Here is a 25,960-nt window from a genome sequence, read left to right on the forward strand (position 1 = left end):
AGGGGCCACAGGGTGGCGACCCATCACCCAAGACCCCGAAGACTGGATGAACGACGATGCATCGGTACAGGTCCCACACCTGCGGCGAGCTCCGCGCCTCTGACGTCGGCACCGACGTCCGGCTGAGCGGCTGGCTGCACAATCGTCGAGACCTGGGCGGCATCCTCTTCATCGATCTGCGCGACCACTACGGCATCACGCAGCTCGTCGCCCGCCCCGGCACCGCCGCGGCCGAGGTCCTCGACAAGCTGACGAAGGAGACCGTCGTCCGCGTCGACGGCAAGGTCGTCTCGCGTGGCGCGGAGAACGTCAACCCCGAGCTCCCCACCGGCGACATCGAGATCGAGGCCGCCACGGTCGAGGTCCTGGGCGCGGCCAAGCAGATCCCCTTCACCGTCAACACCGACGACGGCGTGAACGAGGAGCGGCGCCTGGAGTACCGCTTCCTCGACCTGCGCCGCGAGCGCATGCACCGCAACATCATGCTGCGCTCCGCCGTCATCGCCTCCATCCGCTCCAAGATGGTGGCCCTCGGCTTCAACGAGATGGCGACCCCGATCCTCGCCGCGACCTCCCCCGAGGGCGCCCGCGACTTCGTCGTCCCGTCCCGTCTGAACCCGGGCAAGTTCTACGCGCTGCCGCAGGCGCCCCAGCAGTTCAAGCAGCTGCTGATGATCTCCGGCTTCGACCGCTACTTCCAGATCGCGCCCTGCTTCCGCGACGAGGACGCCCGCGCGGACCGCTCGCCGGGCGAGTTCTACCAGCTCGACGTCGAGATGAGCTTCGTCGAGCAGGAAGACGTCTTCCAGCCGATCGAGAAGCTGATGACGGAGATCTTCGAGGAGTTCGGCGGCGGCCGCCACGTCACCTCGCCGTTCCCCCGCATCCCCTTCCGCGAGTCGATGCTCAAGTACGGCAACGACAAGCCCGACCTGCGCACGGCCCTCGAACTCGTCGACATCTCCGACGTCTTCGAGGCGTCCGAGTTCAAGGCCTTCGCCGGCAAGCACGTCCGCGCGCTCGCCGTCCCGAACACGGGCGACCAGCCCCGCAAGTTCTTCGACGCGCTCGGCGACTTCGCGGTCTCCCTCGGCGCGAAGGGCCTGGCCTGGGTCCGCGTAGGCGAGGGCAACGCTCTTACGGGCCCGATCGCCAAGTTCCTGACCGAGGAGAACATCAAGGTCCTCACCGAGCGCCTCGGCCTGGAGCCGGGCCACGCGATCTTCTTCGGCGCGGGCGAGTTCGACGAGGTCTCCAAGATCATGGGCCCGGTCCGGGTCGAGGCCGCCAAGCGCGCCGGCCAGTTCGAGGAGAACGTCTTCCGCTTCGCGTGGATCGTGGACTTCCCGATGTACGAGCGGGACGAGGAGACCGGCAAGATCGACTTCTCGCACAACCCGTTCTCCATGCCGCAGGGCGGCATCGAGGCCCTGGAGACCCAGGACCCGCTGGACGTCCTCGGCTGGCAGTACGACATCGTCTGCAACGGCATCGAGCTGTCCTCGGGCGCGATCCGTAACCACGAGCCCGAGATCATGTTCAAGGCCTTCGAGATCGCGGGCTACTCGCGCGAGACGGTCGAGCACGAGTTCGCGGGCATGCTCCGCGCCTTCGAGTACGGCGCCCCGCCGCACGGCGGCATCGCCCCGGGCGTCGACCGCATCGTCATGCTCCTCGCGGACGAGCCCAACATCCGCGAGACGATCGCCTTCCCGCTCAACGGCAACGCCCAGGACCTCCTGATGGGCGCCCCGACCGAGCTGGACGAGACCCGCCTGCGCGAGCTGAACATCCAGCTCCGCAAGCCGGTCGAGAAGGCCGCCCCGAAGCCGGCCGAAGACCGCCCGGTGACGGACGCGGTCCACCCGGACGCGGCGCGGTAAGCACTGACGTTCTGTCACTGAAGGGGCCCGGAACCGTACGACGGTTCCGGGCCCCTTCGGTATCCGCGGCGGAGTTCAGCCGATTCGCTCCTGGAGCCCTCGAAGACGACTCGCGAGGCCGGGTGCGGCCCCCTTGTCACACGACAGGGCAACCGAGAGCCTGCTGAGCGTCACGCCCTCGGGAAGGGCACTCTCGGCGGATTCGATGGTCAGGACATGGTGATCCGGCGAAAGTCACTGGAGGTTGCGAAGGCGATCGTAAAAAGCATTCCAATTCCACTCGAAGTAGTCGGTGAATTTCAAAAGTCCCCAAACTGCGGGAATGTCGATATGCGATTGAGTACCCCGTTTTCGTGCAACGGGAGCATCTCGGTGTGCTACGACATTTCCTCGTTGATCGAAACCAGTACGGACCCCTCATTCAGGCCGGCGAACGGGCGGCCGGACAGGTGCACTCTGGCGTTGTGCGGGGGGTCGAAGAAGTCCACCTGGCGATTGTATCGATCAATTTGATCCAGGGTGAATCGGCTGCCGGAACGTCCTGATTCTTCCCCCTCTACGAGAAACATCTGTCCGACTCGCGCGATGCCACCGATACAGCGGACGATGCAGACGCCGCCATGGGTGTTTTCCTGCTCGATCGAGTAGATCTGTAGCCTGCTATTGTCCGGCATGTCTATATGCCTCCTGGATGAATCTGGCCACCTGGTCGGTGGTCAGCTTTGGTATGTCGAATCTGAGCGCGTCAGTGATGTCACCGTAACTGTTGATCTTTGGGATGTGGATGTCCATTCCTGCGAGTATGTCTCTCGCGACACTTGAGGGGATCGTCGCTCCGGCGCGTCTGGCGAGTTCGCCTGCAGGGAGCCCTACGGCGACCTCTGCCTCTGGTGGAATGAATCCGCGTTCCGTGGGAATCCCGTCCAAGGCGCTTCGCGGTATGAGGTGCACCACGGCGTCGCCGTACTGCTCCGAGTGTCGAGCGAATGCCGTTGCGACACCGGGGTCGGTCGACGTGGGGGTGAACCCTGATGCCGCCGTACCGTCGCTCGCGCCGAATCCTGAGGTCGTGCCGCGGAAGAGGTGCTCTTCGTCCGGGCACGGCCCCAGCCCTAGCGGGTCGCTCCACGTGTGGGGATTGTAGACATACGTCGCTGGGTTATCCGCCGGAGCCAGGCCCAGAGGGTCCTGAGAAAGATAGCGGGCCGATTCCGGGTCGTAGTAGCGGAAGTGGTTGTAGTGGAGGCCGGATTCCGGGTCGAAGTACTGGCCCGGGAAGCGGAGGGGGGTGTAGGCCGTGGCCGACTTGTTCCAGGTGGTGGTGCCCCAGAGGGTCGTGCGCGTGTGCCAGGCCAGTTCGCCTGATTCGTCGACCAGCTCCGTCGGGGTGCCGATCAGGTCCGTGACGATGGCGAAGAAGCGGTCGTCCGTGGAGTCCGGGTCCGTGCGGCGTTCCGTCTGGGCCAGGGGGCGTAGGCCCGCGTGGTCCCAGGTCAGGGTGATCGCGGCTGTCGTCTGTTCGCAGAGGGTGGTGCCGTCCCAGGTGAAGTGGACCGTTTCGGAAGGCGATTGTTTGGATATTCGACGGCCCAGGGGGTCGTACGTGTATCGCCAGACCGTGCCGTCCGGGGTCGTCACCGCGGTGAGGCGGTCTTCCGCGTCCCATTCGTAGCGCCAGGTGTCCGGCTTGCGGGAGAGGCGGGTCTTCTGGCGCAGGACGATGCGGCCCTGGGCGTCGTGTTCGTAGCGGACGGACCCCGCGTGGGAGATCCGGGTGCCTTGGTAGGCGCGTGTGCCCGTTGCCGAGTGGGACGGGTGGGTGGACGGCCAGGACGCTTGTGTTTGGTTGCCGGCCTCGTCGTAGGCGTACTGCTCTGTCCAGTCGCGGGCGTGGACCGCCGTGACGCGGCCCGTTGCGTCCAGGTCGTAGCTGCGGGCGCCGGAGAGTTCGTCGGTGATGCCGACGAGACCGCCGTCCGCGCGGTACGTGTACGCGCGGTGCTGGAGCCTGTGCCCCGAGCCGCCCGTGACCTGCTGCGCCGCGAGGCGCCCCATCGGGTCGAACGACGAGGTCACAGCCGCGAAGTCGCCTATGTGCCGCGTCGTCTCACGGCCGACGGCGTCGTAGGTGAAGGCCAGCGTCCGGCCCGAGGACGTCAGTTCCGTACGGCGGCCCGCCGCGTCGTACGACCACGTGCTCGTCGCACCGCCCGGCGTCGTCCTGCCCGTTCGCCGCCCCACCGTGTCGTGGGTGAAGGAGAGCGTGCGGCCGTTGACCGTCTCGGAGACGAGGCGGCCGTAGCGGTCCCGAAGGCGTTCCAGCGTCGCGTCCGGGCTCGTCGCCGTCGCCAGTTGGTCGAAGACGTCGAACTCGTACGTGCTGACGGCCCCTTCGGCGTCCTTGCGGACGATCCGGCCCAGGTCGTCACGGTCGAACCGGACCGTCTGGCCGAGCCCGTTCGTGCGGGACGTCAGACGGGCCGCCGCGTCGTACGCGTAGCTCAGCGTCCGGCCGTCGAAGTCCGTCTCCGTGACCAGTCGGCCCGCCGGGTCGTAGGCGTAGTCCCACGTCAGGCCTTGCGGGTCGATCACCCGCGTCAGGCGCAGGTTCGTGTCATGGGAGAACTCGTAGCGGACGCCGTCAGGGCCCGTGCGGGACGTCAGCAGGTCGAAGTCGGTGTACGTGAAGTGGGTCGTACTGCCGCCCGCGTCCGTGTGGCTGAGGCAGTTGCCCTCGCCGTCGTACATCCAGGACTCCACCGTGCCGTCGGGCGCGGTCCGCCGGGACGGCCGGCCCTCGACCGTCCACTCCAGGCGGGTGGTCGCGCCCAGGGGGTCGGTGATCCGGGTCGTACGGCCGAAGGCGTCGTGTTCGTAGCGGGTGGTAGCGCCCAGCGGATCGGTGATTTCGGTGGGCAGGCCGCGGTCGTCCAGGACCAGGCGGGTGGTGGCGCCTTGCGGGCCCGTCACCGACGTGAGCCGGCCCGACTCGTCGTACGCGAACTCCGTCCTGGTCCCGGAAGGGTCCGTCACCGACGTGCGGTTGCCGCGCTCGTCGAAGGTCTGGAGGGTGACGTTGCCGTCCGTGCCGACGATGCGGACAGGGAGGCCGAGGTCGTCGTACTCCGCCCGCCCCCGCCTTCCGTCAGGGCGTTCGATCTCCGTCACTCGGCCCTGCTCGTCGTGGACGGAGCGGCTCTCGTGGCCCAGCGGGTCCGTCCGCGACAGCAGGCGGTGGTGGCGGTCGTACGCGAAGCGGGTGACCGCGCCCAGTGCGTCGATCTCGGCGACGACCTGGGCGCGCTCGTTGATCAGGTGGCGCGAGGTGTTCCCCAGGCCGTCGGTGAGGGTGGTGACGCGGAGCCCGGTCGCCGGGTCGACGTCGTCCCAGGTGAAGGTGGTTTCGAGGTGTCCGTTCGTGCCCGACTGGTAGGTGCAGCGGTCCTGGTCGTCGTAGACGTAGTCGAAGCGGCTGCCGTTGGTGTCGGTCCATGAGGTGATGCGGCCTTGTTCGTCGCAGCCGAATCGCAGGGGGCGGTCGGAGGAGCCGGTGACCTCGGTCAGATGGCCGTCCGTGTAGCCGTAGCGCAGGATCTCCTGGTCGGAGCCTTCTCCCGTCGCCCCCGCGAGGTGGAGGGCCGTCACCCGGCCTTCGCTCGTCGTGAGCTTCAGGTGGTAGCCGCCGTGGTGGACGATCGACGTCGGAGCGGCCCCCTCGTCGTACTCGAAGGCGATCCAGCGGCCGTTGCGGTCGTCGATCTGGACCAGGAGTGCGAGCCCGTCGCCATGGTCGGTGAAGTGCCTGACCGTGCCGGTGTCGGGGTCGGTGATCGTGTAGCCGTCCTCGACCCGGTCCAGCGGCCACTGCCGGCCGTGGGTGGGCATGACCGGGACCCCGGGAGCAGGGTGGGGATACGCGAGGAGGCTGCCCTCGTCACAGCTGAAGACGACGCCTTCCGCGTCGATCTCCAGCCTCTGGTCCACCGTCGACGACCACGTGGGGCCGAACCAGCGCCCCGAGCGCCGCGAGGAGTCGAAGCCGCGCCGGAAGACGAGAGGAAGCGAGCCGGGCAGGGCGATGTCGGTCTGCGGCAGCAGCATCCGGCCCGTGGCGATGTCGATGGGATCCCGCTCGCACCGCGTCTCTTTGCCCGTCTTGCACGTGCTGGGCGGGTTCTTCTCCTGGTCCTCTCGGCTGCCGTCCGGCTTCTTTCCGTCGGGCAGGTGCTTGGTGCCGTTCAGGCCGACGCGGAGGCCGGTGCGGAGGGCGCCCGCGCCCTTCGTGCCGAGCAGTTCGGGGAGCAGCCGGCCGATGAACTCCGACGGGTCGCCCTTCGCCGCGTCCCAGGCGTTCTTCAGTGCCCTGTCCGGGTTCGCCACGGTGGACACGAGACCCGAGAGCGTCATGCTGACGCCCTTGTAGTAATCCGCCGGGTGGGTCAGGTTGTACGCGTCGACCGGGTTGACCGAGCGGACGAAGTTGATGAGCCCCGCCGTGCCCTTGACGACACCACCGCCGACGTGGGCCAGCTCGAAGCTCGTCCCCAGGCTGTAGTCCGTCAGCTCGAGCATGGCCCTCTCGCGGCCCGTCGGCATCTTCGGCGCGTGGGCGAGCGCGGCGCCGACCGCCGCTTTCGCGGTCTCCCCGGCCTCGTTGCGGGCCTTCCGCGCGTCGTTCAGGATCTCCTGGGCGCGCTGACGCTTGGCCGTGCCGGGGTCGGAGAAGGTCCCGGGATCGGGCAGCGGGCTGTCTCCGGTGCGGGCCGCGTTGTAGGCATCGACCTTCTTGTTGTACGTGACGACCGCCGCTTTGGAGTCCTGGTCGCCCTCCTTGAACAGGGCTATCGCCTCCCGCGCCTTGCCCTGCGCGCTCACGACCGCCTGGGAGTACGACTCCAGCGCCTTGGCCGCGTTCTCCATCGCGTCGGCCGCGTGCAGCCAGTCGGTCGGCAGGGTCCGGAACTTCTCCCGGAACGCCTCGGCCGCCTCGCCCTTCCAGTGACCCGAGTCCAGCTGTCTCATACCGCTGCCGACCAGGTCGAACGCCCGCTGGAAGTCCCGCAGGTTCTTCACTGCCGCGGCGATCTTCTCGGGCTTGCCGTGTACGAGCTCGTCGGCGTCCTCGGTCTGCCCGAGCTGCTGTTCCCCGACCTCCGCGCCGAGCGAGGAGGCGGCCCCGTCACCCCAGTCCTCGACCGCGTCCGCCCAGTCGCGCGCGCCCAGGCTCTCCAGGCCCTGGCCGGTCTTGTCGGTGACGTAGTCGATGCCCTCGCCGAGGCCCTGCTTGCCCCTGTCGACGGCGTCACCGACCTTGTCGATGCCCTTGTCGACCAGCCCGCCCCAGTCCACCATCAGCGGTTCTCCCCCCAACGCGGCTGCTCGGCCTGCTCGATGGTGGCCTGGTCGGGATCGAGCTTGTCCTTGAGTGCCTCGTCCATCGCGTCCCGCCGCTCGGAGTCCAGCACGCCCGAGCGCTCCAGCCCGTCGAGCATCGAGTCCTCGACGTCGTACGCCGTGTTCTTCCAGTCCTGCTTGACGTCCCTGTGGGCCTCGGAGAACGACTCCGGACTCCAGTCGGCGTCGTCCCACCTCTGCTGGTCGCGGACGGTCTCCCAGCTCATCTTCTTGACCTCGTCCTCGGACAGGTGCGGGTTGCCGTTGAGGGAGTTCACACCGATCTTGATCGAGTCCTTGATGTACTGCTCCTGCTCCGCGAACGAGCCCGCGGACAGGCCGACCGCCAGCGCGAACCCGTTCCCCTGCTGGGTCAGCGCACGGACACCCCACTCCCACCGCTCGCAGAAGGCCTCGAACGCCGAGGTCAGGCCCCCATGCCCCAACTCAAGGCCCGACAGGGCGAGATCGGAGAACCCGCGCCCCGTCGAGGCCTCGCCGGTCATGCCGAGCTCCTTCAGCTCGGCATGGGCCAGGTCGATGCCCTTCGCTATCGCCGCGAGCGCCGCCGCCGGCGCCGCGAGGTCAGGCTCGTTCCCGCTCATCGTGTCCCCGTCCCCCTGTTTCCCCGATGTCCACCGCCACCTCGTCCGGGACGATCCCAGCCACCGGCGGGAACACCATCCCGTCCGCGCTGCCCGCGTCCAGAGCGACCCCGCCAGGACCGGGCAGCATCGGCACCATCACGTCGAGGAGCCGCGCACCCAGAACCGTCCGGTACGCCCACTCCCGCCCCGCGTCCCCCCGCGCGACAGCGAACCGCGCCAGCGCCTCGTCGTCCGAGAACGCGCAGATCCACCGGACCCCGTTGAAGTCGGCCGTCCACAGGCTCCCGGCCTCGTCGAACGGCACCAGGACCGCCGTACGCCGGAACTCCCCCAGCAAACGCGCAAACTCCCGTCGAGCCACCGCGACGTCATCGGCCGGTTTCGGTGGAGCAGGTGGAGCAGGCGGAGTCGGCGGATTGGGCGGAGCCAGCGGAGTCGATGTGGCTCGCTCGACCGGTGCATCCGCCAACTCGGCGAGCCTCGACACCTGGTGAGGCGTGGGTATGTCGTCCCCGTTGTCCTTCACTCACGCATGCTGTCATGCGGCCGTTCACATGAGCAACGAACTGGGGTGCGAACCCGTCAGGTCGGGCAGGTCGCGTCTCCTGCGGGCGTACACGTTCCGCAGGTACCCGGTTCGGGGCCCCGGTAGGCGCGGTCGCAGGTGTCGCAGTTCTGGAGGGGGTGTCTGGTCGGCCGGTGGAAGGGTGGCAGGGGTGGGAGCTGGGCCGTCAGGCGGTGGGCCAGGAGTGCGGCCGGGCGGTGGAGGGGGTCCTGCGGGAGGTTCGTCGTCAGGGCGCGGTGGACGGCCTCGGGGGTGAGGTCGCGCTCCAGCCAGGCCGCGACGCCCGGGACGAGGTGCTCCGCGTCCGTGGCGGAGATCAGGAGTCGGGCGTCCTCGCGGCGGAGGCCGGAGAGGACCTTTAGGGCCGTCTGGAGGAGATCCGGGGCGGGGTAGGCGGGCTGCGGTACGGCGGGGAGGGCTCGGCGGCGGGGTGGTTTGTCCGGGGCCCGCCGGGGCTGGGGCGGGCTTGGTTCGTCCTCGCCGGCTGCCCGGCCCGGCTGGTTGCAGGAGACCGTACGGGTGACCATCCGGCCCCCGTCCGTGCGTACCCGGGTGCGCCGCAGGTAGCCGTGGGCCTCCAGCTCGCGCAGGGCGTTGGCGATCCGGGTCCTTCCCTCGGGGAAGCGGTCGGCGAGGGTGTCGATGTCGACCTGGGCGCCGGTCGGGAGCGACTGGATGTGGACGGCCAGCCCGATGGCGACGAGAGACAGGTCCTCGTGCTGAGCCAGGTGGTTGCCGACCACCGTGAAGCGGGTGGTGTGGCGGGCGTTGTCGTGGACGACGCCGCCGTAGCGCCTGCGAGTACTCCTGGAGGAGTGGTTTTTCCCGTCGTTACGGGACTGGGCGTGCGGGCGCACGCTAGTGTTTTGGGTACCCATCGGGAAGGCTTCTTCTTCCTCGTGGTCAGGCCCTCGCATTGGGATTGCCGTCCCGGCGGGGGCCGACGTGTGTCTGCGGTCATATGCCAGCCGAGCTGAGCGTAAAGCAGGCAACCCGGGTGGAATCCAGCCGAGTTGGGGTTCTTCACCCTCATGAGTGAGCGTGTGCCCGGGGCGGGAGGGGCGGGGCTTGGTCCGGGTTCTTTCTCTCTGTGGTCGTCCTTTGGGAGACCGTCCGCCTCACCGAAGCCCGCATTTCCGGGGTTCGGTGGATGCATCTTCTTCGCAGGTCAGGGGCGTGGCAGGTCGAGTTCTGCCCATACGGTCTTCCTCGGTACGGGACCGAGCCCGACACCCCACCGGTCTGCCAGCGCCTCGACGAGGAGCAGCCCGCGTCCGGAGTCGCCCTCGGGGTAGGTGGGTTGGAGGCGTGGGAGGTTCTCGCCTCGTGTGTCCGTCACCTCGATGCGCAGGACGTCGTCGTGGGTGACGAGCGCCAGTCGGAAGCTTCGGCCGGCGATTCGGCCGTGCGTCGCCGCGTTCGTGGCGAGTTCGGCGACGACTTGGGTGGCCGCCTCCGTCACGCCGTACGGCACCTCGTGATCCCGCATCCACTCGGCGGCGAGTAGGCGCGCGAGTCGGGCCCCGCGTGGCGTGGGGGACAGCAGGATGCTGAAGTGGCGTGTGGGTGAGTGGAGTTGATCCGCGTTCTTCTGGTTCACAGCGTCGAGCCTCGTCGTCGCCGACTAGCGTGAACAGTGACGACGTCGATGCGTAGGGTGACTGTCCGGAGCTTGTCCACTGCTGTCCGGGCTGTCCGGAGCCCTCCCGGCGCTACGAAGGGGCGAGGGAAGGGTGCGGGTATGTCGGTGGACGGTGGGGCGCAGCGGCTCAAGACCGAGGCGGACGAGCCGGGGTGGGAGGTCGACCCGGACGACGACTGGGGTGTGGCCGTAGTTGCCACTGTGGGGCGGCAGTTGAGGCTGCGGAGGGAGGCGGTGGGGATGCGTGCCGCCGAGCTCGGGGCGGCCACCGGGTATGGCGAGGACCTCATCTACAAGATCGAGAGCGGGAAGCGGATCCCGCGACCTGAGTTCCTGGACAAGGCGGACGAGGTGTTGGGGGCGAGGGGTCTGCTCTCGGCCATGAAGGAGGACGTGGCGAAGGTCCGCTACCCGAAGAAGGTGCGGGATCTGGCGGACGTCGAGGCGAAGGCCGTAGAGATCGGTGCGTACGTATGCAACAGCATCAGTGGGTTGTTGCAGACGCCGGAACATGCTCGTGCCGCATTCGAGTCACGGCAACCTCCCTACCCGCAGGCCGAGGTGGAGCGGCTGGTGGCTGCTCGGGTGGCCCGGCAGTCCGTCTTCGAGCGGGACCCGGCGCCTTCGCTCGGCTTCGTGCTGGAAGAGGCACTGCTGCGACGGCCGCTGGGAGGCACAATGGTGTGGCGAGGACAGCTCGAACGTCTTCTGGAGGTGGGCCGGTTGCGTAACGTCACGCTTCAGGTGATGCCGACGCACGTAGAGGTCCATCCCGGTCTGGACGGCAAGATCGAGCTGCTGAAGTTCGTGGACGGCACTGCGACGGGACGCTCCGACGGTGCGTTCAACGGTCGTCCCGTCACGGACCCGAGGCAGGTACACATCCTTGAGCTGCGGTATGGCACGATCCGGGCTCAGGCTCTCCCGCCCCGGGAGTCGCTGGCCTTCATTGAGCAACTGCTGGGAGAGACATGATCCGCAAGTCCTCTACCGGGGACGCCTCCGAACTGGCGTGGTTCAAGAGCAGCTACAGCGACGGCAACGAGGGCGATTCCTGCATCGAGGTCGCCACCACCCCCGCCACCGTTCACGTCCGCGACTCCAAGAACCTCGGCGGTCCCCAGCTCGCGCTGACGCCCGCCGCCTGGGCGGGCTTCGTCTCGTACGCCGTCCGCCACTGACCTACACGGGGCCGTGGGCTCAACCGGTGTGGGTCACCACGGCGTCGATGAGCTCCGGCCAGAGTTCTCGGGGGCGGTCGTGGCCCATGTCGGGGACCAGCAGGAGTTCGGCACCCGGCACGAGCTCCGCCGTGCGCCTTCCGCCGCTGGGGTCGATCAGTGTGTCGTCCAGGCCGTGGATCACCAGCGTCGGGACCCGCAGTTCGCGCAGGGCCTCCGCGCGTGAACCGCTGAGGATCATCGCGGCGAGCTGTCGGCCGAGTCCCGCCGGGTGGTACGAGCGGTCGTAGCTTGCGGCGGCCAGCTCCCGCAGTGCTGCGCCGTCGCCGTAGCGGCGGGAGGCCCACACCAGTTCCCGCTCCGCCGCCGCGACGTATCCGTCGCGGTCCGCGGGCTTCGGGGTGGCCATGACCGCCTGCGCCTCCGGGCTGGACCGGCCGTATGCGTTCTCGCCGGTCGAGGACATCAACGACGTCAGGCTCAGTACCCGCTCCGGGGAGGAGAGGGCCATCGTCTGGGCGATCATTCCGCCCATCGAGCTGCCGACCACGTGGGCGCGTTCGATGCCGAGCGCGGTGAGCAGGGCGAGGCCGTCGTCGGCCATGTCGTGAAGCCGGTAGGGGGCCATTGCGAGGGCGGCGGGAATGTCGCCCGCGCTGACGGTGGCGATGAACTCGGCCACGTCGACGGGGTGATCGTCGAACTTGGTGGACAGCCCGCAGTCACGGTTGTCGTAGCGGATCACGTAGCGGCCGCGATCCGCCAGCGCCCGGCAGAAGTCCTCGTGCCAGGCGAGCATCTGCGCACCGAAACCCATCACGAGCAGGACGGGTGGGTCCCCGGGGTCGCCGAAGCTCTCGTACGCGATGGACACCTCGGGGGACACGGCAGTGATCGGCATACAGGGAGCCTGTCATGGCCGGCCAGGGCGCGTCCCCGGATATCCGGTGCGTCCGCTGTGCGTTCACCTTCAATTCAATGCAACGGATGGTGTGTGGGTGTTGCATCGCGATTCAAGGTCGTTGCAACGAAATGTGTGCGCTGAGCTGGGAGTATGTAGATGGGATGCAACGGGTGTGTTGCGTGGCGAGTGAATGCGCCGTAGCGTTTGCGTTGTCGGAAACAAGGAATCGCCTCAGGAGAACATCATGCAGAACTTCGCCACCACCGCCCCGATCGCCGTCGTCCTGGACGTCCCGGCCGGCCACATCCGCTTCATCGCCGCCGACCGCGCCGACACCAACGTCGAGGTCCTCCCCGCGAACGCCGGGAACAGCAACGACGTGAAGGCGGCCGAGCGGGTCTCCGTCGCCTACGCCGACGGTGTCCTGCGGATCGAGGCCGCCGAGGCCAAGAGCCGGATCCTGGGCAACTCCGGGGCAGTCGAGGTCACCGTCCAGCTGCCGGCCGGTTCCCGTGTCGAGGCGAAGACGGCCGCCGCCGACTTCCGGAGTGTCGGACGGCTGGGTGACGTGACCTTCGAGGGCGCGCAGGGCGCGGTCAAGCTCGACGAGACCGCCGCCGCGCGTCTGACCCTCCAGGCCGGCGACATCGCGGTCGGACGCCTGGGCGGCCCGGCGGAGATCAGCACGCAGAAGGGTGACCTCCGGATCGCCGAGGCCCTGCGCGGGACCGTCGCGCTGAGCACCCAGGCCGGCGACATCTCGATCGGTGCCGGCCGCGGTGTCTCCGCCACCCTCGACGCCGGCACCGGCCTGGGCCGGATCACCAACACCCTCCAGAACAGCGAGGGCGCCACCGCCGGCCTGAACATCCACGCCACCACCGCCTACGGCGACATCACCGCCCGCACCCTCTGACCCCGCCCCGGACCGTCAGGCCGGGCGATCCGGGAAAGACATCGCGCGGCCTGTCACACATCCCGTTCGGGCTCCGTCAGTGCTGTGTCCGGCTCGGTCGAGGCGGACACGGGAGAGGCTGAAGGAGCCGTCGCGATGTTCACCGAGATGTCCACCACCGCAGTCGTCGTCACCGCCGTCGCCGCCTTCATGGCCGGGTTCTCCGCCGCGGCGATCTTCTTCAGGGCCGCGTTCGTCGTCGAGCCCCTCGCCCAGTACGGCGTGCCGCAGTCCTGGTGGAACCGGCTCGGGGCCGCCAAGGCCGCCGGGGCCGCCGGGCTCGTCGTCGGGTTCTTCGTGCCGGTCATCGGGACCCTCGCCGCGATCGGGCTGATCCTGTACTTCGCGGGTGCCGTGATCACGATCGTCCGCGCCCGTTCGTACGGACACGTGCCCTTCCCGCTCGTCTACATGGCCCCCGCCGTCGCCGCCCTCGCTCTGACCTGGTGACCCGCAAGGGAAAGGCCGCCACCCCCGTGAGCAGGGGTGGCGGCCTTTGCCGTACGTCAGACGACGTCAGTCCTTCTTCGGCTCCTCCAGGCGCGGGAACAGCACCGCACCCTTCGTCACCGTCGCGCCCGCCGGGAGCCGGCCCCACGTCGCGGAGGACTGGACCGGCTGCGCGGCCAGCGCGCCCAGGGACGCCTCGGCGCCCAGCGAGTCCCACAGCGCCTGCGAGGTCTCCGGCATGATCGGGTTGAGGAGGACGGCGACGGCGCGGAGCGACTCGGCGGCCGTGTAGAGGATGGTCGCGAGGCGGGCCTTGCCCTCCTCGGACTCGTCCTTCGCGACCTTCCAGGGCTCCTGCTCCGTGATGTAGCCGTTGACCTGCTTCACGAAGTCGAAGATCGCCAGGATGCCGGCCTGGAAGTCCAGCTCCTCGCCGATCTTCGCGTCGGCCGTCGCGACCGCCTTGGCCAGACCGTCCTGGATCGCCTTCTCCGCGTCACCGTCGGCCGCCGAGGCCGGCAGCTCGCCGCCGAAGTACTTGCCGACCATCGCCGCCACGCGCGAGGCGAGGTTGCCGTAGTCGTTCGCCAGCTCGGACGTGTACCGGGCGGTGAAGTCCTCCCACGAGAACGAACCGTCCTGGCCGAACGCGATCGCCCGCAGGAAGTACCAGCGGTACGCGTCCACGCCGAAGTGCGAGGTCAGGTCCTGCGGCTTGATACCGGTCAGGTTCGACTTCGACATCTTCTCGCCGCCGACCATCAGCCAGCCGTTGGCCGCGACCCGGCCGGGGACCGGCAGTCCCTGCGCCATCAGCATCGCCGGCCAGATCACCGCGTGGAAGCGCAGGATGTCCTTGCCGATGAGGTGGACGTTCGCCGGGAAGGTCTCTTCGAACTTCTCCGGGTTCTCGTTGTAGCCGACGGCCGTCGCGTAGTTCAGGAGCGCGTCGATCCACACGTAGATGACGTGCTTCTCGTCCCACGGCACCGGGACGCCCCAGTCGAAGGTCGAGCGCGAGATGGAGAGGTCCTCCAGGCCCTGCTTGACGAAGTTCACGACCTCGTTGCGGGCCGACTCCGGCTGGATGAAGCCCGGGTTCGCCTCGTAGAACTCCAGGAGCTTCGGGCCGTACTCGCTCAGCTTGAAGAAGTAGTTCTCCTCCTTGAGGATCTCCACCGGCTTCTTGTGGACGGCGCACAGCTTGGTGCCGTCCTCCGCCTCGATGAGGTCGCCGGGGAGCTTGTACTCCTCACAGCCCACGCAGTACGGGCCTTCGTACCCGCCCTTGTAGATCTCGTCCTTGTCGTACAGGTCCTGCACGAACTCCTGCACGCGGTCGGTGTGACGCTTCTGCGTGGTGCGGATGAAGTCGTCGTTCGCGATGTTCAGGTGCTCCCAGAGGGGCTTCCACGCCTCTTCCACGAGCTTGTCGCACCAGGCCTGGGGCGTGACGTCGTTCGCCTCGGCCGTGCGCATGATCTTCTGACCGTGCTCGTCCGTGCCGGTGAGGAACCACACCTTCTCGCCGCGCTGACGGTGCCAGCGCGTGAGCACGTCGCCTGCGACGGTCGTGTAGGCGTGGCCCAGGTGAGGAGCGTCGTTGACGTAGTAAATGGGGGTCGTGACGTAGAACGCCTTCGCCCCCTGCTTCTCGGATCCAGTGGCCGCCATGGTCGAAATCCTAACGGTCGTACGAAGATCCACTCACATCCATAAAACCCGGGCCGGGGCGGTGGCCGCCCGGAGACCGGGCCGGTGGCGGGCGCGGGGTGCGCGGTGGGGAAGATGGACGGCATGCGTGTACTCGTCGCCGAGGACGAGCGGGACCTCGCCCGGCTCGTCGCCGTCGGCCTCCGCCGGGCCGGATTCGCCGTCGACACCGCCCACGGCGGCGACGAGGCCCTGGACCTCCTCGACCTCCATCCGTACGACGTCCTCGTCCTCGACCGCGACCTGCCCCGCGTCCACGGCGACGAGGTCGCCCGGCGGCTCGTCGCCGCAGGATCGCCGACCCGGATCCTCATGCTGACCGCCGCCACGGCCGTCGAGGACCGCGTCGGAGGCCTCGACCTCGGCGCCGACGACTACCTCGGCAAGCCCTTCGAGTTCCCCGAGCTCGTCTCCCGCGTCCGGGCCCTGCGGCGGCGCCCCGCCCGGCCCGCGCTCCCCCCGCTCCTGGAGCGGTACGGGCTCCGCCTCGACGCCGTCCGGCGGACCGCCGCCCGCGACGGGCGGGACCTGGACCTCTCCCCGAAGGAGTTCTCCGTCCTCCAGATCCTCCTGGAGGCCGACGGGGCGACCGTCTCCGCCGAGGAGCTCCTCGACCGCGCCTGGGACGCCCACGCCGACCCCTTCACCGGGGCCGTACGGGTCTGCATGAGCAAGCTGCGGGCCAAGCTGGGCGAGCCGGGGCTCATCCGGACCGTGCAAGGAGTGGGGTACCGGCTGTGAACGAGGGTCTGCTCGGTGCCGGCTCCACCATCCGGACCCGGATCGCGCTCGTCTACGGGGGTGCCTTCCTGGTCCTCGGCGCGGTGCTGCTGCTCGTGGTGAACCTGCTCGTCCTCGCCGGGACGGCCTGGGCGACCGACGCGATCGTGTCCCGCGCCGACGGCGTCGCGGTCGTGGAGGCGGACCGGCTGGGCGACGACATCAGGCTCGCGGCCGGCGAACAGATGCTCATGTGGTCCTGCCTCGCCCTGCTCGCGACCGCCTGCTGCGCCGTCGTCGTGGGCTGGTGGACCGCGGGGCGCGTCCTGCGGCCCGTCCACGAGATGACCGCCCGCGCCCGCGACCTCTCCGAACACACCCCGCACGTGGGCGGCGCCCCCGACGGCGTCTGGGGGCGGATCGCCGTCAGCGGGCCCGACGACGAGCTCAAGGAACTCGGCGACACCTTCGACGCCCTGCTCGGACGCCTGGAGGCGGCCTTCGACAGCCAGCGCCGCTTCATCGCCAACGCCTCCCACGAACTGCGCACTCCCCTCGCCACCCAGCGCGTCGCCATCCAGGTCGGCCTCGACGACGACTGCGACGTACGGGACGTGCTGCTCGACGCGAACCGGCGCAGCGAACGGCTCATCGACGGTCTGCTGCTGCTCGCCCGCAGCGAGCGGGGGCTCTCCGAACGGGAGGACGTGCCGCTCGGAGAGGTCGTCGCGGAGGAGTGCGGGGACGTGGGTGGGGAGGTGGACGTGGTCGTGGTCGTGGTGGCCGGTGGTGGGGTCGTGCGGGGCAGCCGGGTGCTGCTCGCGCAGCTCGTACGCAACCTCGTCGCGAACGCCGTCGCCTACAACGTGCCCGGGGGCAAGGTCGACGTCCGGGTGGACGGTGGCGTCCTGACCGTCACCAACACCGGGCCGGTCGTCCCCGCCCAGGACGTCGACGGGCTCTTCGAACCCTTCCGGCGGGGCGAGGGACGGGACCGTACGGGGCCCGGCGCGGGGCTCGGCCTCTCCCTCGTACGGTCGATCGCCGCGGCCCACGGCGGGACCGTACGAGCGGTCGCGCGGGACGCGGCGGAGGGCGGCGGTCTGGTGGTGACGGTGACCCTGCCGGGCCCCGCCACCCCCTAGCTTTCTCGACCTAGTTTTCTCGACTCACCGTCGGCGGGCGTGCAGTACGTGGGCCTCCAGGGGGAGCGGGCTGTGGCCGACGAGTTCGAGGCCGGCGTCGGCGAGCAGCAGGGCGTACGCGGCGGCCGTGCGCTCCCGGCCTCCCGTGTTGCACATCATGTGGAGGTCCCACGCGGTCGCCAGCGACGGCGAGGAGTCCGCGGGCAGCAGCCGCTCCACGATCAGCAGGTCCGCCCCCGGCGGCATCGCCGCCGCGCAGTGGCGCAGGATCGTCCGGCACTGCTCGTCGTCCCAGTCGTGCAGGACCCGGGAGAGGACGTACACGTCCCCGTCCGCCGGTACGTCCGCGAAGTCACCGGTCACGAAGTCGCACCGCTCCGCGACCGCCCCGAGCCGGCCCCGCGCCGCCTCGACCACATGGGCCCGTTCGAGGAGGACCCCCCGCAGGGACGGGTGCGCGGCGAGCAGACGGCCGAGCAGTTCCCCGGTGCCGCCGGCGATGTCGACGACGGTACGTCCGCCGGGAGCGGCGGCCGCGGCCGTGACGACCGGGTGCGCCGGCAGCGGGTCGAACATCGGGGCGCTCGCCGCCATGGACCGGTCGAACCGGGCGGCCAGCTCCGGATCGCGCGCGAAGTGGTCGAAGTGGTTCTCGCCGTAGCGGTCCTCGAACCCCGGCTCCCCCGTCCGCACGGTGTGGGCGAGCCGCGCGAAGGACTCGTAGAACGGCCCCCCGTACATCAGCGCCAGCGGCCGCATCGACGCCCTGGCGTCCTCGCGCAGCAGCAGCCCCGCCTCCGTCAGCCGGAACGTGCCCCGCTCGCGGGGCTCCTCCGCCACCACACCCACCATCGCCAGGTACCGCAGCAGCGTCGCCAGGTTCTCCGGCCGCGCCCCCACCGCCCGCGCCAGCTCCTCGGCCCCCCGCGCGGTGCTCGTGCTCATCGCCTCCGGCAGCCGCAGCTCCGCGCACGCCGCCAGCGCCTGCGTCGTCCAGGCGCCCGACAGCAGACGAAGCAGCGTTTCCGCCGGATGCGACGCCCGGGGGCCGTCGAGGTGCTCCGCCAGCACGTCCCTGTGGTCACCCCGCGCGTACAGCTCCACCCGCCGGTAGGGCGTCTTCGTCTCGTCGGGTGCGGCGAAGTAGAAGACGGTCCCGTCCTCGTGCGGGTTGTACCCGCCCCCGTCCGCCACCGCCCCGTGCCGGAGGAAGCCCGCCCGCAGCCCGCGCAGCACCAGGGGGTCCGGCCGCTCGACGTCGAAGGCCAGATGCGCCTCCCGGTCCACCGTCCGCTCCTCGGCGGCGACGGCCGCGAGCTCCGAACCTTCCGGGACGGTCAGCGCGAACACCTCCACCGCCCGCTCCTCGCCGTCCGGCCCGGGTACCGCCGGCCGGAGGATCCGCACGTCCAGCTCCCCGGCCCCCAGCCCGTGCCGTGCCGCCAGCCGCTCCCGTACCACCACGCTCGGCTGCGCCAGGCCGTCCGCGGACAGCCCGGAGGCGGCCAGCTCCGCCCGCAGGGTCCGCTCGTCGGGAGGGAAGACGAGCAGAGCGGCGTGCGCGAACCGGCACCGCTCGGTCATCGCCCGCAACTCGGGCCCGTCGAGCCCGGGCAGCACGCGCGCCAGCAGGTCGGAGGTCTCCTGCTCCCGGACGAAGCCGGCGGCGTCACGCAGTCGTGCGACATCGCCGGGGCCGTCCGCGGCGGGTTTTTTCGGGTGGCCGGCGGCGGGGGTCGGGATGGTGGCAGGAGGCGGGGTGGTGGTCGCCATGGGGGGCATCCTTCGGGGAGGGGACAGGTGAGTTCGGGCAGGGAGGAGAGAGCCTCGGCCTTGGGGCCGGGCTCGGGAGGGAGGGGGAGGGGGGAAGGGTGTGGCGGGGCGCCGTTCGAGGCAGGGCGGGCGGGGCCGGGCCGGGTGGTGCCGGGGGTCGGGTGCCCGGTGCCGGGTGGATTCGGGCCGGGGACGGGGCCCGTGGGGTCGTGCCGGACGCGGCCTACCCGGTCGGCGGGCTCAGGGCACGACGAACAGGACTCGGTCCCGGTTCGCCGTCGTCGGCGGGTCGGTCAGACGCCGACGTAGTTCTCGGCGAACCAGTCCTGCTGGGTACGGGAGCTCCGCAGCGCCTTCAGACGGGCCCGCCTCAGCCCCTCCTGGAAGGGCGAGGTGCTTCCGTCGGGACCGGGCACGCGGTGGAGGAGCTGGATCATCCAGTGCGAGAACTCCTGGGCACGCCAGATGTGTTCGAGGCACCGCTCCGAGTACCGGTCGAGCCCCTCGGCGTCGCCGTGCAGCAGGTCGTCGGCGAGGGCGCGGGCGAGGATGTCGGCCTCCAGCACCGCCAGGTTGGCTCCCTTGGCGGCGGACGGGCTGATCAGGCTCGCGGCGTCACCGACGAGGAACAACGCGCCGTGGCGCAGCGGTTCGAGGACGTCCGACTCGAAGTCGACGACCGCGCGCTGGATGATCCGTCCCCGCCGCAGCGGCCCGAACTCCTCGGCCCGCATCCGCAGGTCGAGTTCGTCCCACACCCGCTCCTCGGACCAGTCGTCCACCTCGGTGCCGCGCGTGCACTGGAGGTAGTACCGGGTGACCTCGGGCGAACGGGCCATGTGCCCGGCGAACCCCCGTGGGTGCGTGGCGTATCCGACGGCGTCGAGACTCGGAGGCGCCTCGGCCAGCAGCCCGAGCCACGAGACCCCGTGGTCACGATGGCGGCGCCGCACCGCGCCGGGCGGCAGCGCGCGCCGGCCCGCCCCGTGCCGTCCGTCGCAGGCGGCGACGTACCTTGCCCGCCAGTGCGCGGACCGCCCGTCCGCATCCCGCACGGTCACGGAGGGCCGCGGTCCTTCGACGCCGGTCACGTCGAGCACCTCGGTGTCGAAGTGAATCCGCCCGCCGGCCCCGAGGAAGAGCCCGACGAGATCGGTGACCAGCTCGTGCTGCGGATAGACGGTGTGCGGCTCGCCCTTGCCGAGCAGGCGGTAGTCGAGGCGGAAGCGCCCGTCCTCGGTACGGAACTCGCAGACGCTGTGCTCCTGCCCGCGCTTGCGCAGCCCCTCGTCGAGGCCGTGCCGGGCGAGCAGCGCCGCGGTGTGCGGGGCGAGGAAACCGGCCCGCGCCCGCTGCTGCACGTGCTCCCGGCTCGCACGCTCCAGGACGACACAGTCGATGCCGCTGCGGAGGAGGAGGTTTCCGAGCATCAGCCCGGCGGGCCCCGCGCCGAGGATCACGACCTCGGCGGAACCAGCCATCTCCGTTGTCGGAAAAGAGCTTTGACTTTCTGTCACGGAAGTGGATCTTAGGGGGTGGTGAAACTCCACGGCTGCTGAATATCACCCGAATGCCGCACAGAAAGAGAAAAGGATTCTGCTGCGGAAGGGCGCCCGGAGGAGCCCCGGATCCCCCCGAGGTCGGGTCGCGGTCGGGTCGAGATCGGGTCGAGGTCAGGACGAGCGTGACGCCCCCGCTCAGGCCGACGGGCCGGGCCCGGGAGAATCCCGGACCCGGCCCGCGCCGTGAAACACACCGTCTGATCGGCTGTACGCGCCCTCTCCGGGCCTCAGAACTCCAGGCCCGCGAGCAGGCCGCGGTAGAAGGCGGCATGCGCGGTCTCGACCGGCGTCACGCCCGCGAAGAACGTGGCGGTACGGGGAGTGCCGTCGAGCTTCCGGACGAAGTCGAAGGCCTTGTTGTCCTCCTCGCCCCAGGCCACGAACCGCCAGTGCAGCGGGCGGCCCTCCGCCTCGGCCAGCGCCTGCGTCGCGGCCGTCTTCGACTCGGGCGCACCGTCGGTCTGGAAGACGACCAGGGCGGGGCGCGTCGGGTCGGCCTTCTCGTGGTGGGCGAGGACCTCCTCCACCGCACGGTGGTAGTTGGTGCGGCCCAGGCGGCCGAGCGTGCCGTTGATCTCCTCGACGCGGGTGGGCGTGAGGTCGGCGGGGGCGAGCTCGACGGTGCCGTCGATGTCCGTGGAGAAGAACACGGTCGTGACGGTGGCGTCCTCGTCCAGGTGCGCGGCGAGGGCCACGGTCTGCTCCGCGAGACGCTGCACGGAGCCGTCCTTGAAGTACCCGCGCATCGACCCGGACCGGTCCACCACGAGGTACACGGCGGCCCGCGCCCCGGTGAGCCCCTGCTTCTTGAGCGCGGCCCCGGCGGCCTTGTAAGCGTCGGCGAGGTGCGGGGCGGCGGCCTTCAGCTGGGCGAGGGGGAGGGCGGGCGCGGCGTCGGCGTCCGCGTCCGTGTCCCCGTCCGAGTCGGCTTCGCCGACGCCCGCCTCCGGCTCCACCGGGGCAACGTCCTGCTCCTCCGGAGCGGCAGCGGCGACGGCCACGACCACCTCGGTCTCGACCTCGACCTCGGCCTCCGGCTCCGCCGGAGCGGCAGCGGCCACCTCAAGCTCCGCTTCGGACTCCTGCGGAGCGGTCTCGGACACCGCAGCGTCGTCCGTGGCGACCGCGTCGGCCTCCGGCCCAGTGGCCGTGGCCTCCGGCTCCGCCGCGTCCGCCCGCTCCTCCGGAGCGTCAACGCCCGCGGCTTCGCCGACGTGCGCCTCGGCGGCGACAACCTCGGCCTCGGCCGGGCTCACGTCGTCGGCCGCGACGACCGCCGCGGGTTCCGCTTCCTGCTCCTGCGGAGCGACTTCGGCCGCCGCCGCGCTGGCGGACGGGGTCGCGTCGTCCGCGTCCGCGTCAGCGGACTCGGCCTCTGCGGCCGGCGTCTCCGCTTCCGGCTCCACTTCCCGCTCCTGCGGAGCGGCCTCGGACGCGGCAGCGTCCTCCGTGGCGGCGGCCGCTTCCGGCTCCGCCGGAGTGGCCGGGGTCGTGTCGACCGCCGTCGCCGCCTCGGGCTCCGCCTGGTCGGCCTCGGCCTCGGCCTCAAGCGGCGCAGCCGGCTCGGTGGCTTCGGTCTCGACCGTGGCGGCGGGCGTCTCGGCCTCCGCCTCAGCCTCCGGCGCCTCGACCGCCTTCGCCTCGGTGGTCGCCTCCGCTTCGGCCTCGGGCGCCTCGACGGCCGCAGTCTCCGTCGCTTCGGCCTCGACCGCCTCGACGGCCGCAGTCTCAGTCTCCGTCGTCTCCGCCGTGACCGCCGCGTCCGTCGTCTCCGTCGCTTCCACGGCCTGCGCCGTGTCCACCACGTCCGACGCGTTCACCGTCTCCGACGTCTCCGACGTCTCCGACGTCTCCCCGCTCCGTGCCTTCGGCACCTGCGGGTTGTCGAACGACGCCGCTACCAGGTCGTCCGCCGCGCGGCGGGCCTCGGCTTCCTTCGTGTCCGGGGACGTCGAGGGGGAGGCGTCCGTGGACGAGGCCTCACGCGTCTGGGCCGGGACGGAGGTCGCCGGGGTGTCCTCGCGGTCCCGGCCGAATACCTTGCGCAGCATGCTCCGAATACCCATGGGCGAACCCTTTCGCATGAGTGGGTGCAGTGTGAATGTCCGTACTGGGCGTTTCGGGACGTTCATCCCTGGCCAGGGCGGACACGTAAGGTTAGCGGCCACCCCCTACCTCCTCCGTGACCCGGTCGCCTCCGGTTGCCGCGCATTCATTCGGCGTTCACTCCGGCGCCGCCCCTGTGCAGATGTGCGCACATAGCGTCGCCGCCGAAGGATTCCCGACACCATGTCGGCGCAGTGTGCGCCGGAGGAGGACGAAGTGCGCAAACTGCTGCCGCTCCTGAGCACGAACCCCCACGGAGGCGGCCGTTCCGCTCTCACCTGCCGGTTCCGGTGTGGTGACGCCTGCTTCCACGAGGTGCCCAACACGAGCGACAACGAGTACGTCGGCGACGTCATAGCCGGTGTGCTCTCCCGCCGGTCGGCCCTCCGCGCGGCCGCCGTCGTGACCGTCGCCTCCGCCGCCGGTGGCGCCGTCGTCCTCGGTGGTGCCCCCGAGGCCGTCGCGCGACCGGGCAAGCCCGGTTCCGGCAAGGTCGACGGCGCTCGCGGCCTCCGCTTCGCCGCCGTCGCGCCCAACACCGCCGACCAGGTCACCGTCCCCGCCGGCTACGCCCAGAACGTGGTCATCCGCTGGGGCGAGCCCATCCTCCGCGGCACACCCGCCTTCGACTCCGAGAAGCAGACGGCGAAGGCCCAGGCCGGCCAGTTCGGCTACAACAACGACTTCCTCTCCCTGCTGCCGCTGCGCGGTGAGCACCACCGGCAGGTCCTCGTCGCCAACCACGAGTACACCGACGAGGTGCTCATGTTCCGGGGTTACGACTCCGAGAACCCGACCCGCGAGCAGGTCGAGATCGCCTGGGCCGCGCACGGCCTCTCGGTCGTCGTCGTCCAGGAGGAGCACCGCTCCGGCAAGCTGACGCCCGTCACCCGTCACCACCTGAACCGGCGTCTGCACACCACCAGCGAGTTCGAGCTGACCGGCCCCGCCGCCGGCAGCGACCTGGTGAAGACCTCCGTCGACCCCGAGGGCCGTATCGTCCTCGGCACGCTCAACAACTGCGCCGGCGGTACCACCCCGTGGGGCACCACACTCCACGGCGAGGAGAACTTCAACCAGTACTTCGCCTTCGGCAGCTCCGCCACCGACAAGCGCTACGGCGTCGGGACCGGCGCCTCCGAGCGCAAGTGGGAGCGGTTCGACAAGCGCTTCGACCTCCGCCAGGAGCCCAACGAGGTGCACCGTCAGGGCTGGGTCGTCGAGCTCGACCCGTACGACCCCGACTCCACGCCCCGCAAGCGCACCGCGCTCGGCCGCTTCAAGCACGAGGCCGCGCAGCCCCGTCTCACCGAGGACGGCCGTCCGGTCGTCTACATGGGCGACGACGAGCGCTTCGACTACTTCTACAAGTTCGTCTCCAGCAAGCGGATGAAGAAGGGGGGCTCGCGGGCCGCCCGTGAGCACAACCTCACGCTTCTCGACGAGGGCACCCTCTACGTCGCCAAGCTGACCGGCGACTCCCCGGCCGCCGAGATCGACGGCACGGGCAAGCTGCCCAACGACGGCGAGTTCGACGGCAGCGGTCAGTGGATCCCGCTCGCCACCGCCTCCGCCGACGGCGCCGTCTCGCACGTCCCCGGCCTGACCGCCGACGAGGTGTTCGTCTTCACCCGTCTCGCCGGTGACAAGGTCGGTGCGACGAAGATGGACCGCCCCGAGGACGTCGAGCCGTCCCCGCGCAGCGGCCGTGTCTACGTCGCGCTCACCAACAACTCCAACCGCGGCAAGGGCACCAACCCGGGCGCCGACGAGGCCAACCCGCGCAACCTCAACAAGCACGGGCAGATCCTGGAGCTCGCCGAGCACTGGGACGACCCGGCCTCCGACGGGTTCGCCTGGCGGCTCTTCCTCGTCGCCGGCGACCCGAACGACCCCGCCACCTACTTCGCCGGCTTCCCGAAGGAGAAGGTCTCCCCGATCTCCTGCCCGGACAACGTGGCCTTCGACCCGCACGGCAACCTGTGGATCTCCACCGACGGCAACCAGCTCGGCTCGCACGACGGCCTGTTCGGTGTCGCCACGCAGGGCGAGCGGCGCGGTGAGCTGAAGCAGTTCCTGACCGTGCCGAAGGGCGCCGAGACCTGCGGCCCGATCATCCAGGACCGCCGCGTCCTGGTCTCGGTGCAGCACCCGGGCGAGCTCGACGGCGCCTCCGTCGAGAACCCGAAGTCGGAGTGGCCCGACGGACCCGGCAAGATCGTCCGTCCGTCGGTCGTCTCCGTCTGGCGTACGGACGGCCGCGACATCGGCGTCTGAGGACAGTGACCCGGGGGTGGAGTGAGGGGCTCTCTCACTCCACCCCCAGGCCCTCCCTGAATCTGGTGAACTGCTCCTCCGGGTCCCCCGTGTACGCCCACGGCACCCAGGCCGCCCGCACACCCAGCATCCCCAGCAACTCCCTGGCGATCTCCACCTGGCCCGCGTAACACGCCGCATGCGCGAGGAAGTTGAGGTCTCCCACCTCCTCCGGTGCCACCGGGCGCTGGGGGTCCCTGCCGCCGATCCACCGCGCGTACGTGCGGCGCAGCTCCGTCACCGCGAGCTCGTGCTTCCAGTGCTGGTCGAAGCCCCGCACCGGGCCCCGTCCGAGTGCCCCGTCCGCGATGTACCGGTACTCCTCGACCCTGGCCACCTGCACGAGTACGGGCAGCGGGGAGCCGGGCGGCGCCACGCCCGCCGCGTCGCGCGCGAAGTCGTACATGCTGCCGTGCGTGCCGTGCCACCGCGCCGACCAGTAGCGCAGCACCTGGATGTGCCCCTCGGTGTTGTACGGGTCCCGGCGGCGCAACTCGTCGAACCAGTGCCGAAGTTCGCGGCGCGCCACCCCGCCCTCGTACAGCCTCGCCACCGAGAGCAGCGACACCCACGGCATGGGGTCGGCCGGTGCCGCCTCCGCCGCGCCCCGGCAGGCGTCGACCGCGGCGTCGATCCGGCCCCGCTCGACGGCGGCGCCCCGGCCGGCCGCGATCGCCGCGTCGAAGACCCGGACGACCTCGGTCGCCGCCCGCAGCACGGCGGCGTCCGGGTTGCGGGGCTCGGCCGCACGCCAGGTCTCGACCGTGGAGCTGCCGGCGGCGGCATGCGAGAGGAGCCGCAGCCGGTGCGTGCGGCGCGTCCAGTCGTCGCCCGTGGCGGCGAGCAGGTCGCGGACCCCCTGCCAGCGGCCGATGACGATGTCGTGCCGCGCCTCCGTGAGCGCGCGGTCGCCGAAGTCCGGGTCGAAGTCGGGCGCGAAGCGCTCCGCTCGCGCCTGGCGCGCCGAGCGTGCGGAGCGGCGGCGTACGACGGCCATGGGGCCTCCTTCGGTTCGGCTGCCGATGGGTGGTGCTGTTGCTCTG

General features: G+C 70.5%; 20 protein-coding genes. 8 read left to right on the forward strand and 12 right to left on the reverse strand.

Annotated elements, in window-relative coordinates; translation table 11 throughout:
• Positions 1-56: 56 nt before the first annotated feature.
• Positions 57-1,883, forward strand: a complete 1,827-nt coding sequence (aspS, locus tag SGA01_RS33665) for an aspartate--tRNA ligase (protein WP_055642532.1) — start codon at positions 57-59, stop codon at positions 1,881-1,883.
• Positions 1,884-2,260: 377 nt separating this feature from the next.
• Here the strand turns inward: aspS and SGA01_RS33670 are convergent, their stop codons facing one another.
• The 6 genes from SGA01_RS33670 to SGA01_RS33695 all read right to left on the reverse strand — a co-directional run bounded on the left by SGA01_RS33670 (position 2,261) and on the right by SGA01_RS33695 (position 10,050).
• Positions 2,261-2,557 (reverse strand): hypothetical protein, encoded by a 297-nt coding sequence (locus SGA01_RS33670; protein WP_141301457.1) that lies wholly within the window; start codon positions 2,555-2,557, stop codon positions 2,261-2,263.
• On the reverse strand, positions 2,544-7,235 hold the full coding sequence (locus SGA01_RS33675) for a putative T7SS-secreted protein (protein ID WP_141301459.1): 4,692 nt from the start codon (positions 7,233-7,235) through the stop codon (positions 2,544-2,546). Before SGA01_RS33675 ends, SGA01_RS33670 begins: the two co-directional genes overlap by 14 nt.
• Complete coding sequence (locus SGA01_RS33680; RefSeq protein WP_141301461.1) at positions 7,235-7,882, reverse strand: hypothetical protein; 648 nt, start codon at positions 7,880-7,882, stop codon at positions 7,235-7,237. Before SGA01_RS33680 ends, SGA01_RS33675 begins: the two co-directional genes overlap by 1 nt.
• Complete coding sequence (locus tag SGA01_RS33685) at positions 7,863-8,411, reverse strand: SseB family protein (protein WP_229918483.1); 549 nt, start codon at positions 8,409-8,411, stop codon at positions 7,863-7,865. The genes SGA01_RS33680 and SGA01_RS33685 overlap by 20 nt, the downstream gene beginning before the upstream one ends.
• 56 nt (positions 8,412-8,467) lie before the next feature.
• Positions 8,468-9,328: a helix-turn-helix domain-containing protein gene (locus tag SGA01_RS33690; protein WP_174867603.1), complete on the reverse strand. Its 861-nt coding sequence runs from the start codon at positions 9,326-9,328 to the stop codon at positions 8,468-8,470.
• Between the two features lie 290 nt (positions 9,329-9,618).
• Positions 9,619-10,050 (reverse strand): ATP-binding protein, encoded by a 432-nt coding sequence (locus SGA01_RS33695; RefSeq protein ID WP_141301465.1) that lies wholly within the window; start codon positions 10,048-10,050, stop codon positions 9,619-9,621.
• Positions 10,051-10,191: 141 nt separating this feature from the next.
• Here SGA01_RS33695 and SGA01_RS33700 point away from each other — a divergent pair, with 141 nt between their 5' ends.
• Both SGA01_RS33700 and SGA01_RS33705 read left to right on the forward strand, forming a co-directional pair.
• The gene (locus SGA01_RS33700) at positions 10,192-11,067 is read left to right on the forward strand and encodes a helix-turn-helix domain-containing protein (RefSeq protein WP_141301467.1); all 876 of its coding nucleotides are present in this window, start codon (positions 10,192-10,194) and stop codon (positions 11,065-11,067) included.
• Positions 11,064-11,273, forward strand: a complete 210-nt coding sequence (locus SGA01_RS33705) for a DUF397 domain-containing protein (protein ID WP_141301469.1) — start codon at positions 11,064-11,066, stop codon at positions 11,271-11,273. Before SGA01_RS33700 ends, SGA01_RS33705 begins: the two co-directional genes overlap by 4 nt.
• Before the next feature lie 19 nt (positions 11,274-11,292).
• Here SGA01_RS33705 and SGA01_RS33710 read toward each other — a convergent pair whose 3' ends face one another.
• Complete coding sequence (locus tag SGA01_RS33710) at positions 11,293-12,174, reverse strand: alpha/beta fold hydrolase (protein WP_141301471.1); 882 nt, start codon at positions 12,172-12,174, stop codon at positions 11,293-11,295.
• 247 nt (positions 12,175-12,421) lie between these two features.
• Here SGA01_RS33710 and SGA01_RS33715 point away from each other — a divergent pair, with 247 nt between their 5' ends.
• Positions 12,422-13,093 (forward strand): DUF4097 family beta strand repeat-containing protein, encoded by a 672-nt coding sequence (locus tag SGA01_RS33715; protein ID WP_141301473.1) that lies wholly within the window; start codon positions 12,422-12,424, stop codon positions 13,091-13,093.
• Positions 13,094-13,228: 135 nt separating this feature from the next.
• Positions 13,229-13,582, forward strand: coding sequence for a DoxX family protein (locus SGA01_RS33720; protein ID WP_229918484.1), 354 nt, complete (start codon positions 13,229-13,231; stop codon positions 13,580-13,582).
• A 66-nt stretch (positions 13,583-13,648) separates the two neighbouring features.
• Here the strand turns inward: SGA01_RS33720 and metG are convergent, their stop codons facing one another.
• Positions 13,649-15,256: a methionine--tRNA ligase gene (gene metG, locus SGA01_RS33725; protein WP_141301475.1), complete on the reverse strand. Its 1,608-nt coding sequence runs from the start codon at positions 15,254-15,256 to the stop codon at positions 13,649-13,651.
• 123 nt (positions 15,257-15,379) lie between these two features.
• Here metG and SGA01_RS33730 point away from each other — a divergent pair, with 123 nt between their 5' ends.
• Together SGA01_RS33730 and SGA01_RS33735 are read left to right on the forward strand one after the other, a co-directional pair.
• Positions 15,380-16,036, forward strand: coding sequence for a response regulator transcription factor (locus tag SGA01_RS33730; RefSeq protein WP_141301477.1), 657 nt, complete (start codon positions 15,380-15,382; stop codon positions 16,034-16,036).
• Positions 16,033-17,160 (forward strand): sensor histidine kinase, encoded by a 1,128-nt coding sequence (locus SGA01_RS33735; RefSeq protein WP_141301480.1) that lies wholly within the window; start codon positions 16,033-16,035, stop codon positions 17,158-17,160. Before SGA01_RS33730 ends, SGA01_RS33735 begins: the two co-directional genes overlap by 4 nt.
• 24 nt (positions 17,161-17,184) lie before the next feature.
• Here SGA01_RS33735 and SGA01_RS33740 read toward each other — a convergent pair whose 3' ends face one another.
• From SGA01_RS33740 to SGA01_RS42375, 3 genes are all read right to left on the reverse strand, one after another.
• Positions 17,185-18,933: a methyltransferase gene (locus SGA01_RS33740; RefSeq protein ID WP_141301482.1), complete on the reverse strand. Its 1,749-nt coding sequence runs from the start codon at positions 18,931-18,933 to the stop codon at positions 17,185-17,187.
• Positions 18,934-19,226: 293 nt separating this feature from the next.
• The gene (locus tag SGA01_RS33745; RefSeq protein WP_141301484.1) at positions 19,227-20,414 is read right to left on the reverse strand and encodes a 4-hydroxybenzoate 3-monooxygenase; all 1,188 of its coding nucleotides are present in this window, start codon (positions 20,412-20,414) and stop codon (positions 19,227-19,229) included.
• Positions 20,415-20,722: 308 nt separating this feature from the next.
• Positions 20,723-22,546: a VWA domain-containing protein gene (locus SGA01_RS42375; protein WP_229918485.1), complete on the reverse strand. Its 1,824-nt coding sequence runs from the start codon at positions 22,544-22,546 to the stop codon at positions 20,723-20,725.
• Between the two features lie 271 nt (positions 22,547-22,817).
• Between SGA01_RS42375 and SGA01_RS33760 the strand changes: the two genes are divergently transcribed.
• The gene (locus SGA01_RS33760) at positions 22,818-24,878 is read left to right on the forward strand and encodes a PhoX family protein (RefSeq protein WP_141301522.1); all 2,061 of its coding nucleotides are present in this window, start codon (positions 22,818-22,820) and stop codon (positions 24,876-24,878) included.
• A 34-nt stretch (positions 24,879-24,912) separates the two neighbouring features.
• On the opposite strand, the gene SGA01_RS33765 is transcribed toward SGA01_RS33760, so the two are convergent.
• On the reverse strand, positions 24,913-25,914 hold the full coding sequence (locus SGA01_RS33765; protein WP_141301486.1) for a hypothetical protein: 1,002 nt from the start codon (positions 25,912-25,914) through the stop codon (positions 24,913-24,915).
• Between the last annotated feature and the right edge of the window lie 46 nt (positions 25,915-25,960).

It is taken from the genome of Streptomyces gardneri, from assembly GCF_006539185.1.
Taxonomy (GTDB): Bacteria; Actinomycetota; Actinomycetes; order Streptomycetales; family Streptomycetaceae; genus Streptomyces; species Streptomyces gardneri.